The 12,933-nt window shown below is 61.9% G+C and carries 13 protein-coding genes; 7 read left to right on the top strand and 6 right to left on the bottom strand.

From position 1 onward, the window contains the following. Window positions 1-38: 38 nt before the first annotated feature. Window positions 39-1,856 carry a glutamine--fructose-6-phosphate transaminase (isomerizing) gene (gene glmS / locus HWY05_RS15610; RefSeq protein ID WP_176058892.1) on the top strand — a complete coding sequence of 606 codons (1,818 nt, stop codon included), beginning with the start codon at window positions 39-41 and terminating at the stop codon, window positions 1,854-1,856. 172 nt (window positions 1,857-2,028) lie between these two features. Here glmS and HWY05_RS15605 read toward each other — a convergent pair whose 3' ends face one another. Together HWY05_RS15605 and HWY05_RS15600 are read right to left on the bottom strand one after the other, a co-directional pair. After that, window positions 2,029-2,289: a DUF6723 family protein gene (locus HWY05_RS15605; RefSeq protein ID WP_035562604.1), complete on the bottom strand. Its 261-nt coding sequence runs from the start codon at window positions 2,287-2,289 to the stop codon at window positions 2,029-2,031. A 155-nt stretch (window positions 2,290-2,444) separates the two neighbouring features. Further along, window positions 2,445-3,092, bottom strand: a complete 648-nt coding sequence (locus HWY05_RS15600) for a glutathione S-transferase family protein (RefSeq protein WP_176058891.1) — start codon at window positions 3,090-3,092, stop codon at window positions 2,445-2,447. 129 nt (window positions 3,093-3,221) lie between these two features. Here HWY05_RS15600 and HWY05_RS15595 point away from each other — a divergent pair, with 129 nt between their 5' ends. The 5 genes from HWY05_RS15595 (at window position 3,222) to HWY05_RS15575 (ending at window position 8,544) form a co-directional block, all read left to right on the top strand. Continuing rightward, complete coding sequence (locus HWY05_RS15595; protein ID WP_176058890.1) at window positions 3,222-4,187, top strand: YafY family protein; 966 nt, start codon at window positions 3,222-3,224, stop codon at window positions 4,185-4,187. Window positions 4,188-4,335: 148 nt separating this feature from the next. After that, on the top strand, window positions 4,336-5,565 hold the full coding sequence (locus tag HWY05_RS15590) for an alkaline phosphatase family protein (protein ID WP_035554641.1): 1,230 nt from the start codon (window positions 4,336-4,338) through the stop codon (window positions 5,563-5,565). A 23-nt stretch (window positions 5,566-5,588) separates the two neighbouring features. Next, a complete protein-coding gene (locus tag HWY05_RS15585; RefSeq protein WP_176058889.1) occupies window positions 5,589-6,890 on the top strand; it encodes a cytochrome c peroxidase in 1,302 nt (433 codons plus the stop codon). Between the two features lie 114 nt (window positions 6,891-7,004). After that, the gene (locus HWY05_RS15580; RefSeq protein WP_035554643.1) at window positions 7,005-7,625 is read left to right on the top strand and encodes a transglycosylase SLT domain-containing protein; all 621 of its coding nucleotides are present in this window, start codon (window positions 7,005-7,007) and stop codon (window positions 7,623-7,625) included. Window positions 7,626-7,851: 226 nt separating this feature from the next. Then, entirely contained in the window at window positions 7,852-8,544 is a 693-nt protein-coding gene (locus HWY05_RS15575) for a DUF2242 domain-containing protein (RefSeq protein ID WP_176058888.1), read from the top strand. 561 nt (window positions 8,545-9,105) lie between these two features. Here the strand turns inward: HWY05_RS15575 and HWY05_RS15570 are convergent. Further along, window positions 9,106-9,378 carry a hypothetical protein gene (locus HWY05_RS15570; RefSeq protein ID WP_176058887.1) on the bottom strand — a complete coding sequence of 91 codons (273 nt, stop codon included), beginning with the start codon at window positions 9,376-9,378 and terminating at the stop codon, window positions 9,106-9,108. A 23-nt stretch (window positions 9,379-9,401) separates the two neighbouring features. On the opposite strand from HWY05_RS15570, the gene HWY05_RS15565 reads away from it, so the two are divergent. After that, a complete protein-coding gene (locus HWY05_RS15565; protein WP_035554649.1) occupies window positions 9,402-9,659 on the top strand; it encodes a hypothetical protein in 258 nt (85 codons plus the stop codon). Between the two features lie 88 nt (window positions 9,660-9,747). Here the strand turns inward: HWY05_RS15565 and HWY05_RS15560 are convergent, their stop codons facing one another. The 3 genes from HWY05_RS15560 to HWY05_RS15550 form a co-directional block, all read right to left on the bottom strand. Next, window positions 9,748-10,680: a DMT family transporter gene (locus HWY05_RS15560; protein WP_176058886.1), complete on the bottom strand. Its 933-nt coding sequence runs from the start codon at window positions 10,678-10,680 to the stop codon at window positions 9,748-9,750. Window positions 10,681-10,775: 95 nt separating this feature from the next. Beyond that, complete coding sequence (locus HWY05_RS15555; RefSeq protein WP_176058885.1) at window positions 10,776-12,107, bottom strand: ATP-binding protein; 1,332 nt, start codon at window positions 12,105-12,107, stop codon at window positions 10,776-10,778. Next, window positions 12,108-12,833 carry a response regulator gene (locus tag HWY05_RS15550; protein ID WP_176058884.1) on the bottom strand — a complete coding sequence of 242 codons (726 nt, stop codon included), beginning with the start codon at window positions 12,831-12,833 and terminating at the stop codon, window positions 12,108-12,110. Window positions 12,834-12,933: the final 100 nt, after the last annotated feature.

Genomic DNA, 12,933 nt, shown 5'->3' with positions numbered 1-12,933 from the left:
CGCGCTCCTTGCAATCCAGCACTGAAAAGGAATAAGCCATGTGTGGCATTGTTGGCGCGGTTGCGCAACGTAACATCGTTCCCGTCCTGATCGAAGGACTGCGTCGCCTCGAGTATCGCGGCTACGACTCGTGCGGCGTGGCCGTGCTCGGCGCCGACGGTCCGCGTCGCGCTCGCAGTGTGGCGCGCGTCGCCGATCTCGACGATCAGGTTCGCGAGAGCCATCTGGAAGGCATCACCGGTATCGCGCATACGCGCTGGGCCACGCACGGCGCGCCGGTCACGGACAACGCGCACCCGATCTTCTCGAAAGACGCGCTCGCGTTGGTACACAACGGCATCATCGAAAACTACGAGTCGCTGCGGGAGATGCTGCGCGGCAAGGGTTACACGTTCGTCTCGCAGACCGACACCGAGGTTATCGCTCACCTGGTTCACAGCCTGTATCGCGGCGATCTGTTCGCCGCGGTGCGCGAAGCGGTTGCGCAGTTGCACGGCGCATATGCGATCGCGGTTCTGCACAAGGACCAGCCGCATACGGTGGTCGGCGCGCGTCAGGGTTCGCCGCTGGTGGTCGGGCTCGGCAACGGTGAGAACTTCCTCGCGTCGGATGCGCTTGCGCTCGCGGGCAGCACCGAACGCTTCATCTTCCTCGAAGAAGGCGACGTGTGCGAACTGTCGCTCGAAGGCGTGCGTATCGCTGATCGCGACGGCAACGAGACGCAGCGCGACGTGCGTCAGGTGGCGGCATACGGCGGCGCGGTCGAACTTGGGCCCTACCGTCACTTCATGCAGAAGGAAATTTTCGAGCAGCCGCGCGCGATCTCCGACACGATCCCGCAAGCGGATTCGTTCGACGCGTCGCTGTTCGGCGAAGGCGCGGACAAGGTGTTCGCGGACATCGACAGCCTGCTGATTCTCGCTTGTGGCACGAGCTACTACTCGGGGCTGACGGCGAAGTACTGGCTTGAATCGATCGCGAAGATTCCGACCCAGGTGGAAATTGCCAGCGAGTATCGCTACCGGGAGTCGGTGCCGAATCCGAAGGCGCTGGTGGTGGTGATCTCGCAGTCCGGTGAAACGGCGGACACGCTCGCGGCGCTGAAGCATGCGCAGTCGCTGGGACATAAGCACACGCTGGCCATCTGCAACGTCGGCACGAGCGCGATGGTGCGTCAGACCGAACTGTCGTTCCTCACGCATGCCGGCCGCGAGATCGGTGTGGCGTCGACCAAGGCATTCACGACGCAACTGGTCGCGTTGTTCGTGCTCGCCGCGACGCTGGCAAAGTTACGCGGGCGCGTGAGCGAAGCGCAGGAAGCCGAATACCTGAAGCAGTTGCGTCACCTGCCGGCCGCGCTGAATAGCGTGCTGGCGCTGGAGCCGCAGATCATCGCGTGGTCGGAAGAGTTTTCGCGGAAGGAACATGCGTTGTTCCTCGGGCGTGGTCTGCATTACCCGATCGCACTCGAGGGCGCGCTGAAGCTCAAGGAAATTTCGTACATTCACGCTGAGGCGTATCCGGCCGGCGAGTTGAAGCATGGGCCGTTGGCGCTCGTGACCGAGGCGATGCCAGTGGTGACGGTGGCGCCGAATGACGCGCTGCTGGAAAAGCTGAAGTCGAATATTCAGGAAGTGCGCGCGCGCGGCGGTCAGCTGTATGTGTTCGCCGATGCGGATACGAAGATCGTCAACGACGAAGGCCTGCATGTGATCCGGATGCCGGAACACTACGGTTTGTTGTCGCCGATCCTGCATGTGGTGCCGTTGCAGTTGCTGGCGTATCACACGGCGTGTGCGCGGGGCACCGATGTGGACAAGCCGCGGAATCTGGCGAAGTCGGTGACGGTGGAGTGAGGGCGGGGCGGGCGTCCGTGTAGAGAGTTTTTCTCACGGACCTCGGCAATCGCCAATGTCGCGCTACGCGGCGTGAGTAGAAGTAATAGAAAAGTTTGTCAAAGGGCGCTGAAGCGGTTTTCAGCGCCCTTTTGTTTGCAACGATTGCTGACGGTTTAGCTGTCGGCAGCGATCAAAGCTCCGGCCGCGCCAGATCGCTGGCCACGATATGCTCGCCATAAACCTGCGCCGCCGCGACCGCTTCCAGCTTGGTCGCATACGGGCCCAGTTCCGGCGCGCCGTCGAACGGAAACAGCACGCGGCCGTCGGTGGTTCGAACCACTTTCAACACGCCGAAGAAACGCCGGTAGCCGGCTAGTTTGGACGTCGCCGATACATCGAACTCGTCTTCCGACTTCGCGGGCACGCTGGGAATAAAGGCGGTCTTGCTCATACCTGAAAACATCTCTTGTTCAAGGGGGCGGCATCTGCGCGGAAGGCCCAACTGCGCCCGGTTGTCCCGGCAAGACATTCACCGGCGGCCTTCATTGTCTCAAATCCCAGCGGACTTGGTCGGCCGTCCGGCATGCGTGTTCGCCACCCACTTTATCAAGCGCCGCTCACCGCCGCCGCATGTTCGGCCGCCAGCGCGACATCCCGCTCATTCACTCCGACGAAACTCGGCCGCGAGCAAATGCGCTCGACGTATGCCAGCAAAACCGGCGTTTCCGGCACCAGCTTGAACATCATTCCCCAGTGCAACGCGATGCCCCACAGAATGTCCGCCGCCGACAGCGTGTCCCCTAGCAAATAAGGCGATGTTTGCAACTGACTCGCCAGCGTGCCGATCATCGAATCGAAATCGCCATAGGGCGACGTGGCGAGCGGCGCCGGTTCACGCTTCATTGCCTTGTCGACCAGCGCCGGTTCGTAGCACGCCGCGTAATAGACGAGCCAGCGCAGATACGGACCGCGGCGCGGATCGTCGAGCGCCGGGGCGAGGCCCGCCGCCGGAAACAGATCCGCAAGATAGATGAAGATGGCCACCTGCTCGGTGACCAACGCGTCGCCGTGAAGAATCGCCGGCACCTTGCCGAGCGGATTGATGGCCAGATACGGGGCCTTGCGCTGCTCGCCGGCCTTCATGTTCAGCACCTTCAGTTGATACGGCGCGCCGAGCTCTTCGAGCAGCGTGAGCGCGCTGACGGAGCGGCATTGCGGTGAATGGAACAGGGTGATCGTGCGATCGTTAGTCATGGTGGGAAGCCTCCAGGAGGACGTCATATAGGAAAACCGGCAAGAACGGGGCACAGCGAGCGCCGGACTGCCTTCATCCTATGCCGCCATACCTGTCAGTTTCTGTCAGGTATGACTACACTTGAGCGAATGAGAGCCAGCCGCCTTCTTTCCATCCTGATGACGCTGCAGGCACGCGGCCGTGTCACCGCGCAGTCGCTCGCCGACGAATGCGCGGTCTCGCTGCGCACCATCTATCGCGACATCGACGCGTTGAGCGCCGCCGGCGTGCCGGTTCATAGCGAGCGCGGCGCGGAAGGCGGTTATCGCCTGCTCGACGGTTATCGCACGCGCCTGAACGGGCTCTCGTCGCAGGAAGCGGAGTCGCTGTTTCTGTCAGGTTTGCCCGGGCCGGTGCAAGCGCTCGGTCTGGGCGCCGTGATGGCCGGCGCGCAAACCAAGCTGCTCGCCGCGCTGCCGGTCGAGCTGCGCTCCACCGCCGAGCGCATGCGTTCGCGCTTTCATCTCGACGCGCCAGCCTGGTTCTCCGACGCGGATCAGCCCGCACACTTGCCGTTGATCGCGCGCGCGGTGTGGGAGCAGCGTCCGTTGCAGATTCGCTATCAAAGCTGGAAGGCCGAAAAATTCCGGCGGATCGAGCCGCTCGGTGTCGTGCTAAAAAGCGGCGCGTGGTATGTGGTCGGACGCGTCGATGCGGACGTTCGCATCTACCGGATCGCGCGCATTCTCGAACTGAGTCTGCTGGACGAGACGTTCGAGAGGCCGCTCACGTTCGATCTCGCCACCTACTGGCAGGACAGCACGCGCCGTTTGTCCGAGGAGCTGTACGCGAATGAAGCCACCTTGCGTCTTTCGCCATGGGGCGTGCAGATGCTCGAGGCGTTCACGTCGCCGTTCGCGCGTGCGGCCGCGACAATCGGCGAGCCCGATCCTGTGGATGGCTGGCGCACCGTGACCTTGCCCGTCGGTTCGACGAGACAGGCGTGCGCGGAATTCCTGCGTTTCGGCAGCGAGGCGGAAGTGCTGGCGCCGCTGGAATTGCGCGAGAAGATCGCCGAAGTCGTCGCGGCGCTGCATCGTCGTTATGTTCAATGAACACGCTGGGCGCGTGCGTTTCAAGCATGCCCATACGTCGCGTTATATGTCCTATATATGACGAAAATACGGCAATCGTCACGCCACAGTCATCCGCGCTGCCTAGAGTTTGCCCCCACCAAAACGGCACTACTCAGGGGCAAAAAACATGTCACAACGCAGCAGCTTGCGTGCTTTATTCATGGTCGTTTGCGCGGCCTTGATCGGGGTGATCGTCGCGGCGTGCGGTTCATCGTCGTCGTCGATCAAAGCGGCCGGACAGCAGCAGATCAAGCACGTGTTCGTCATCACGCTCGAAAACGAAAACTACGCGACCACCTTCGGCGCGAACAGCAAGGCGCCGTATCTGGCGCAAACGCTCGCCTCGCAAGGCGCGATGGTGCAGCAGTACTACGGCACCGGCCACGTGAGTCTCGACAACTACATCTCGATGATCAGCGGTCAGGCACCGACGCCGGACACGGACAACGATTGCGTCACCTACGAAGACTACAAGCTCACCGGCATGACGCCGGACGGCCAGGCGATCGGCTCGGGCTGCGTGTACCCGGCGAGTATCAAGACGCTGCCGGACCAGTTGAAGGCGGCGGGCTTCACGTGGAAGGGCTATGAAGGCGACATGGGCAACGACCCGACGCGCGAAGCCGCCACCTGCGGCCACCCGACGCTCAACACGACCGACCTGACGCAGACGGCCGAAGCGCCGAGCGCGGCGGTGCCGTTGGGCGATCAGTACGCGACGCGCCACAACCCGTTCATGTACTTCCACTCGATCATCGATTCGTCGGACTGCGGGCAGAACGTCGTGAATCTGAACAAGCTCACGACCGATCTGCAATCCATCTCGACCACCGCCAACTTCAACCTGATCACGCCGAGTCTGTGCGACGACGGTCACGACTCGCCGTGCGTGAACGGCCAGCCGGGCGGCCTGACGAGCGCCAACACGTTCCTGCAGAAGTGGGTGCCGATTATCACGGCGTCGCCGGCGTTCCAGCAGGACGGCCTGCTGATCATCAACTTCGACGAGAGCAGTTACGCCACCGTGACGCAGACCGCGTCGAGCGAGGACCTGATCTTCTCCGGCGCGACCTGCTGCAGCCAGCAACCCGGGCCGAATCTGGCGCCGTTCCCGCAGACGTCGTCGCTGACGTACAAGGGCTTGACGATCAACCTGACCAAGCAGAGCTTCGGCGGCGACCAGACCGGCGCGGTCATGATCTCGAAGTTCATCAAGCCGGGCACGGTGTCGACGGTGCAGTACAACCACTATTCGATGCTCAAGAGCATTGAAGACATCTTCCAGTTGGGCTATCTCGGTTACGCAGGGCAGGCGGGTCTCGTCGGCTTCGGCAGCGATATCTTCACGAACCTGTAAGCGACACGATGCAGTTTTCTGTCATGCGATTCACGGTGCGCGCTGCCGCGCGATGGGCGGCGTTGGCCGGGTTGATGGGTGCCGCGCTGCCGCCTTGCGCGGCAGTGGCGGCAGCGTCGGCGGCCGTTACAAGCAACGCGTCGGCAACGTCAGCGCCGCAGCCGGCTTCGGCCAATGCGAAGCCCGTCTACAGCGACGCCGCCGCGCTCGGCAAGCTGATGTTCTTCGATGCGTCGTTATCGGCCTCGGGCAAGATGTCGTGCGCGAGTTGTCATAGCCCGTCGCACGCGTACGGGCCGCCTAACGGCCTCGCCGCGCAGTTGGGAGGCCCCGACATGCGCTCGCAAGGTACGCGCGCCGTACCGAGCCTGCGCTACGTGCTGAACCGCACGCCGATCTGGAGTCACGCGCAGGCGGCCAGCCTGTCCGAGCGGCTAAGCGAAACGGACAACGCGCCGGTGGGTGGTTTCGGTTGGGATGGACGCTTCAACCATCTGCACGATCAGGCGAGCTTCCCGCTGTTCAATCCGGACGAAATGGCCAACAAGGATCCGGCCGCAGTGCTTGCGAAGCTGGAACAGACGCCCTACGCGACGCGATTCAAGGAAGTGTTCGGTCAGAACATTTTCGCGGATCGCACCAAGACGTTTACGCAGGCAATGTATGCGATCGAGCGCTTCGAACTCGAAGACCCGAGTTTTCATCCGTATACCAGCAAGTTCGATGACTACCTGGACGGTAAATTGCAACTAACGGCACAAGAATTAAGAGGCAAAAAGCTGTTCGACAGTCCGACGGGGGGCAATTGCGCCTCCTGCCATATCGACCAGGTGGGTGTCGACGGCTCGCATCCGTTGTTCACGGACTTCAATTTCCAGGCGTTAGGCGTGCCGCGTAATCCCGAGCTGCGCGCGAATGCAGATCCGAAGTACTTCGACATGGGCTTATGCGGGCCGCTGCGCACCGATCAGGCTAGCGACAGAAGCAACTGCGGGCTCTTCAAGTCGGTGTCGCTGCGAAACACGGCGACGCGCCAGGTGTTTTTCCACAACGGCCGCTTTCACACGCTGAAAGACGCACTGCGCTTTTACGTGCAGCGCGACACCAATCCGGCGAAGTGGTATCCCAAAGACGCGCATGGCAAGGTCGATAAATTCAACGATCTGCCGGTCGCGCTGCGCATCAACGTCGATACGACGGACGAACCATTGACCCGCAAAGCCGGCGAACGCCCGGTCTGGTCGGAACGCGATATCGACGACGTCGCCGCGTTCCTCACCACGCTGAACGACGGTTACGTACCGACACCCAAACGCGTGAAATGAACCGCGCCAACCACCCCGACGCCGATCATTCTTAAGACGAATTTCGCCGTTTGGGTGCCTCATTTGGGGGCAGAGCTATAATGCGCGAATCCTTTTTCTCTTCCGTCCACCGTTATGAGCCGATTACTTTGCCTGATCGTGCTTTCGCTCGGCCTGGTGCAGACCGCAACGGCTGACGAAAACAGCGATCGCATGTCCGCGTATCTGACTCGGAAATTCGGTCTGGCAACGGAAAAAGCTCAAAAGATTTCCGACGCGGTGCAGTCCGCCGCGTCGAAATATTCCCTCCCGCCGGCCTTGCTGCTGGCGATCATCTCGATCGAATCCCGCTTCAAGGAAAAAGCCAAGGGCGCCAACGGCGCAACCGGGCTGATGCAGGTCGTGCCGGGCGCGCATCGCGGCTTGCTGCGAAACGTGAAGGATCTCACCGAGCCGACCGCGAACATCGAAGTGGGTTCGGCGATTCTGTACGGCTACATGCGCTCCGCGAACGGCGACCTGAACGCGGCGCTGAAGAGTTACGGCGGCTCGAAAGCCTACGCGCAGAAGGTGAGCTTGCGCGTGGAAGACTTCGCCGCGGTCGCTCCGCCGCAAGATGCCGCTCCGCATCCGGGCGCGCAGGGCGGCATGTGCGAAGCGGATCGCTGCGCGACGTCGGACAATTGGGTCAATGCGTTTACCGTGCCGGCCGTCAGTGCGATGGGCGGCAGCGGCCCGGCCGCAACGTCGAACTGAAAATTCCTTCCGGCCGCTTTCTCGCGGCCCTCAGTACCCTTGGCGTCACGCGCCGATCTCTCTTTCTCTTCTTCCTTGCTTGATGGCTACCCGCCTCGGCGAGTGATCTTCTAGCGTCAAACGAGCCGACATCGACCGTGTGCTGCGTGCTTTTTACGCACGTCAGGCAACCGCTCTACAATGCTTTCCCATTCGCGCTCGCGCAGCGCCACCCTTCCGAACGACCATGCTGACCTTGTTTTCCAGAACCACCGCCACAGCGCTGCTCGGTCTGCTGACCCTTGCCGCCTGCAACACCACGCCGCAGCCGAAATTCCAGCAGGAATTATTCGAAACCGGCGCCAGTCCGTACGCACGCAATTTCAATTCGAGCACCACTGATACCTGCGAAGCCGCGCGTCGCGCGTTGTTGAGCCAGGGCTATCTGACGACGATGACGCGCACCGATACCGTCGACGGCACGAAGAATTTTCAGCCGACGGGCGATACCCACATCGTCGTTGAGTTTCATGTGGTCTGTACGCCGGGGGAAGAGGCGAGCGATACAAGCATCGTTTACGTCAACGCCGTGCAGAACGGTTTTGCGCTGAAGAAAAGCGACACCTCGGCAAGCGTCGGGTTGAGCGTGTTGGGCTCGCTGTCGTTGCCGATCCGCTCGAACAGCGACGCGATGGTCAAGATTTCAAGCGAGACCATTCCGTCGGGCAAGTTTTACGATCGGTTCTTCGGTCTGGTCGATCATTATCTGCAGACGGTCGTGCGTACGCAGCCGGTGGTAAGTAACCGCATCGAAACACGGCTATTGCCGATGCCGGTTGAAGTCACGACGCCGACGCCGGTTCCGGTTCCCGACCTGCTCGATGCCCTTGACAAGGCCGCCGCGGCGCAGCCGGCGAGCGGAGCGAGCCTCGCGCCGTGAGGTGAGGTGAGGTGTTTACCGGAGTCGATGTGCGTCGGTAAACGTAACGGCATTCATGCATTAAAACCGTAACACTCATCGAGCCGAAGGCTGATCAAGCGTTGTTCAGCCTTCAATCTCATCGCGATGCGGTACTTATCCTATGTCTTTTACTTCTTTCGTATACATATGTAGTAATAGTTAACAAGGGTTAACCCCTTCTGTGGATAACTCCCAAATGTTCTGTCACATCAAGGTCATGCAAACTCTCAAACCCTGCGGAACACGTCTGTAGAAAAACTACAAAGCTGGGATAACTTTGATGGGGCTTGGCTGCCGTGCCGTCTTATCAAGAATCCGCACACAGGCTGTTCCATGGCCTATCCCGAAGTTATTCATAGGCAATTGTGGATAACTCTGATGGGCGGCCCAATTTTCATCCTCTGGGCAGCACGCTTTTCATCCCTCCCTAGCGCTCGCCAGCGTACATACCGTCACGCACCGCACGCGCACTCTGAAGCTGGACGGTACGAAGATTGCGTGTCTGTTTTTGCAAGCGCAACTGTTGCTATTTCGTCGAAATCATTTCGGCAACGCCGATCCAGGCATAGAGTTAAAGTAGTTTCTGAAGTTATTGGTGCAGTGCGGGGGTGTGTAATGAAACGCAGAACAGCACGACAGCTTGTCCATCTTCTCTCGGATATCCGACATGCCACCCATTGCACCACGCTGCGGGCGGCAGCTACCAACCGGGCCATTGCCCTTGCCGCCGCGGAACACGACGCGGACAGCGCGGATCGCGACGACACCGACAATACCGACGACAACGCCGAAGCCATACGCGACGCCCATCACGACAAGCCGATCCGGAGTGGATCATGAGAACCGCGAGCGAACGATCGCTGCGTTTTCTGGTGGAAAAATGGCTGGCGCCGGCGTCGACGGAATCGGTTCACGTGACCGAATTCAGCCGCACGCGCCTGGGCGGCCGGCGCTATGTGCGCGTGGAGACGTCGCTCGACGCGGTCTCGAACTCGCGCGGGCTATTTTTCTTTCGTCACGATGACGGCTGCTGGTGTGTGTTTCCGCCGACGGCGGATACGCCCAGTCTGTTTGCGCATCCGCGAGCGGCTTGACTGCAAATCTGGCGGCACAAGACGGCTGAAAAGCGCAGCGGTGTCACGGCCACGACGAAGCGGGCCAACCGCCGAACGTGCTACGCCATCAGGAAGACGCGCGAGGCAAGTGTTCCCGCCCGCGTCCCCAAACCGGCATCACCTGACACACGATCAACCCCGCCAGCATCAGCGCGCATCCGAATAGCGCGCGCGTCGACAGCGTTTCGCCGAGCACCAGCCAGCCGGCCAGCGCGGCGAACACGCCTTCCATACTGAAGATCACTGCGGCATGCGACGGCGCCGCATGCTTTGCCGCGACCACTTGAATCGTGTACGCGACGCCCACCGACAACGCCCCGCCGTACAGGATCGTCGGCGCGGCGCGCGCGATCACCGCGAGACTGACCGGCTCGACGACAAGGCCAACCGCGAGACATGCAATCCCGCACGTTACGAACTGCACGAGCGCCAGCATCAAGGTGTCGTGCCGTAGCGCGAACCGGCCGACCAGCATCATCTGTACGGAAATCACGAGCGCTCCGCCGAGTTGATACCAGTCGCCGTACAGCATCGAAAAATGCTCGTCGACGCTCAGAAAATACATGCCGATGGCCGCGAGCGTCGCGCCGAGCCAGGTGCCGACGCCTGTGCGATGACGGAACAGCACACCCAGCAGCGGCACGATCACCACATAGAGCGAGCTGATGAACCCCGCGTTGGCGATCTTCGTGTATTGCAGACCGATCTGCTGCAACGAGATCGACGCGGCCACCACGAGGCCGAGCAGCATCCCGGCGCCGAGCAGTTCGCGAGAGCCGCCGGGGCCGCGCTTCGTCAATTCGGCCAGCGCGGGGCGTCGTATGCAAACGATCAAGGTCAGCACCACCATCGCGCCGAGCAGGAACCGCAGACCGGTGAACAGGAACGGGCCGATCGCGTCGAGACTCAGGCGTTGCGCGACGAACGCGGAGCCCCAGATCATCGCGGCGACCAGCATCAGCAGATTGGCGCGTAGGTGTTGGCGGGTGTCAGTTTTCAAAGCGGGTCTTTCGAAAAATTGATGCGGCAGCAACGCGGCCGAAGCTGATCTGCGGAACGCGCCGCGCGGTGTGCGGCAGTGTCCCGCATTGTCCTTTACGACGCAGCGTCTTTCACCGGAACCGGCAGCGGCAACGCGGGCAGCGTCATCACGAAGCGCGCTCCACCCGACGCCGCCGACTCCAGCCGCACATCGCCGCCGTGAACCAGCGCGACGCGTCGCACGATCGCGAGGCCGAGACCGAAACCGCCGGTATGCCGGTCGCGGCTCGAGTCGAGCCGATGGAACGGTTCGAATACGCGCTCGCGATCGGCGAGCGGAATGCCGGGGCCATCGTCGTCGACGGTCAGCACCAGTGCGCCGGCCACGCCGATTTCAGCGCGCAGCGAGATGGCCTGCCGTGCGTAGCGTGTGCTGTTGCGGATCAGATTCAGCAGTGCGCGCGCGACCAGTTTCGGATCGCAGACATGATACGTGGGCTTGCCCTGAATCACCCCCGCCGTCGACACCGACAACACCAGCGACCGATCCGCCACGTCGTCGGCCATGCTCGCGGCCACGCTATCGAGCAGCTCATCCACCGACACCCGCATCAGCACCAGATGATCTTCGCCTTGCTCCAACCGGCTCAAGGTCAGCAGTTCGGTGACGAGTTCGTCGAGTTCACGCACGTCTTGCCGCAGCGCCATCTGACGTTCGCGCTGCCGATCCGGCGACTCCGGCGATTGCAGCAACGCGAGGCCGAATTCGAGCCGCGCGAGCGGCGTCTTCAGCTCGTGCGAGATGCCGTGCATCATGTCGCGCTGATGCAGGATCGACGCTTCGATCTGCCGCGCCATTTCGTTGAATTGCTGCGACAACTCGTAGATGTTCGACTTACGCGACAACTGCGCGCGCGTCGACAGATGGCCGGAACCGAACGCGCGCGCCGCGGCTTCGAGCTTGCGCAGATCGCGCCAGTGATAGTGAACCCACAAAATCACCGACAGCAGGATAGCGAGCGCGAACAAGCCATAGGCGAGCGCCTGGATGTCGAGATTCGACACTTCATTGCGCTGCGCATACAGGACGACGCCGTCCGGAAGCGGCAAGTAGTAACTCGTCGCGTCGTCGTTCAGCACCAGCTTGCCTTCGCGCAATTCACTCCAACTGTGCTCGGACAGCAGGGGTCTGACGTCGGCGAGGCTCAGTAGCGTGAAGCCGTTGCGGCCGTGCTTTTGCAGTTCGGCCAGGGCTTGCGCCCGCTCAGCGCCCGCGTGTCGTTGCAGGTAATCGCCGAGTACGAACGCGTAGGCGCTGTCCGCGGCGCGCTCGATCTCCGTCACGCGGCCATGGAACAGCTTCCCGAACGATTGATTGATGAGCACGATCGCAATGGCGCCGCCGATCAGCACCACCAGATAAAGGCGCACGAGTGAGCGCAGCATTTATTCCTCCCACGCTGATGGGCTGAACAGATAGCCGCGTCCCCAGATCGTCTTGATCTTGTGCGGTTCGGGCGACGCGTCTTCGAAACGCCGGCGCAGCCGCGAGATGCCGGCATCGACCGTGCGATCGATACCGTCGAATTCGATCCCGCGCAGTTGCTTGAGAATGTCGTCGCGACTCAGCACGGTGCCGGCGGCGCGCGCGAGGATTAGCAACAGGTTGTATTCGGCGGTTTTCAGTTCGACCGGCTGACCGCGCCAGTTCACCGCGCGATCGGGCGGCGAGATCACCAGTTCGCCGAAGCTCAGCGTGTCGTCCTGAGTAGACGGCGCCGCGCCTTCCGCGGGCTGCGCGCGCCGCAGCAGGGCACGTGCTCGCGCGACCAGCACGCGAGGTTCGATCGGTTTGAGGACGTAGTCGTCGGCGCCCGTTTCCAGACCGGCGATCTGGTCGTACACATCGACGCGCGCCGTCAGGATCAGCACCGGCACACGCGAAAAGCTGCGAATCCGCCGGCAGACTTCCATGCCGTCCAGATTGGGCAGCATCAGATCGAGGATCACCAGCGCCGGCTTGTGTTCATGCACGGCGGCCACCGCCGTATCGCCTCGCCGCACGATCGTCACGTTGAATTCGTAGCCGTTCAGATATTCCCCGATCAACTGCGCGAGCCGATCGTCGTCCTCGATCAGCAGCACGCTGGTCTTGAGGGGGGCGTCGTTCATAGAGGTCTCCACTAGCAGGCGCTGATTCTATCCGTGCCTGCCTGAGCGGGATACGCCGCGAACACTCTCGAACACTTGAACACAATTGCGCACACATTCC

The sequence above is a fragment of the Paraburkholderia sp. BCC1876 genome (assembly GCF_902833695.1).
Classification (GTDB): domain Bacteria; phylum Pseudomonadota; class Gammaproteobacteria; order Burkholderiales; family Burkholderiaceae; genus Paraburkholderia.
Note: the sequence above shows the minus strand (reverse complement) of the source record. Positions and strands in the feature narration are given on the sequence as shown.

Excerpts from the sequence above, each read along its gene's own strand:
- HWY05_RS15590 (WP_035554641.1), top strand. The coding sequence starts at position 4,336 with ATGTCACAACGCAGCAGCTTGCGTGCTTTATTCATGGTCGTTTGCGCG.
- HWY05_RS15575 (WP_176058888.1), top strand. The coding sequence starts at position 7,852 with ATGCTGACCTTGTTTTCCAGAACCACCGCCACAGCGCTGCTCGGTCTG.
- HWY05_RS15605 (WP_035562604.1), bottom strand. The coding sequence starts at position 2,289 with ATGAGCAAGACCGCCTTTATTCCCAGCGTGCCCGCGAAGTCGGAAGAC.
- HWY05_RS15595 (WP_176058890.1), top strand. The coding sequence starts at position 3,222 with ATGAGAGCCAGCCGCCTTCTTTCCATCCTGATGACGCTGCAGGCACGC.
- HWY05_RS15580 (WP_035554643.1), top strand. The coding sequence starts at position 7,005 with ATGAGCCGATTACTTTGCCTGATCGTGCTTTCGCTCGGCCTGGTGCAG.
- HWY05_RS15585 (WP_176058889.1), top strand. The coding sequence starts at position 5,589 with ATGCGATTCACGGTGCGCGCTGCCGCGCGATGGGCGGCGTTGGCCGGG.
- HWY05_RS15550 (WP_176058884.1), bottom strand. The coding sequence starts at position 12,833 with ATGAACGACGCCCCCCTCAAGACCAGCGTGCTGCTGATCGAGGACGAC.
- HWY05_RS15565 (WP_035554649.1), top strand. The coding sequence starts at position 9,402 with ATGAGAACCGCGAGCGAACGATCGCTGCGTTTTCTGGTGGAAAAATGG.
- glmS (WP_176058892.1), top strand. The coding sequence starts at position 39 with ATGTGTGGCATTGTTGGCGCGGTTGCGCAACGTAACATCGTTCCCGTC.
- HWY05_RS15555 (WP_176058885.1), bottom strand. The coding sequence starts at position 12,107 with ATGCTGCGCTCACTCGTGCGCCTTTATCTGGTGGTGCTGATCGGCGGC.
- HWY05_RS15600 (WP_176058891.1), bottom strand. The coding sequence starts at position 3,092 with ATGACTAACGATCGCACGATCACCCTGTTCCATTCACCGCAATGCCGC.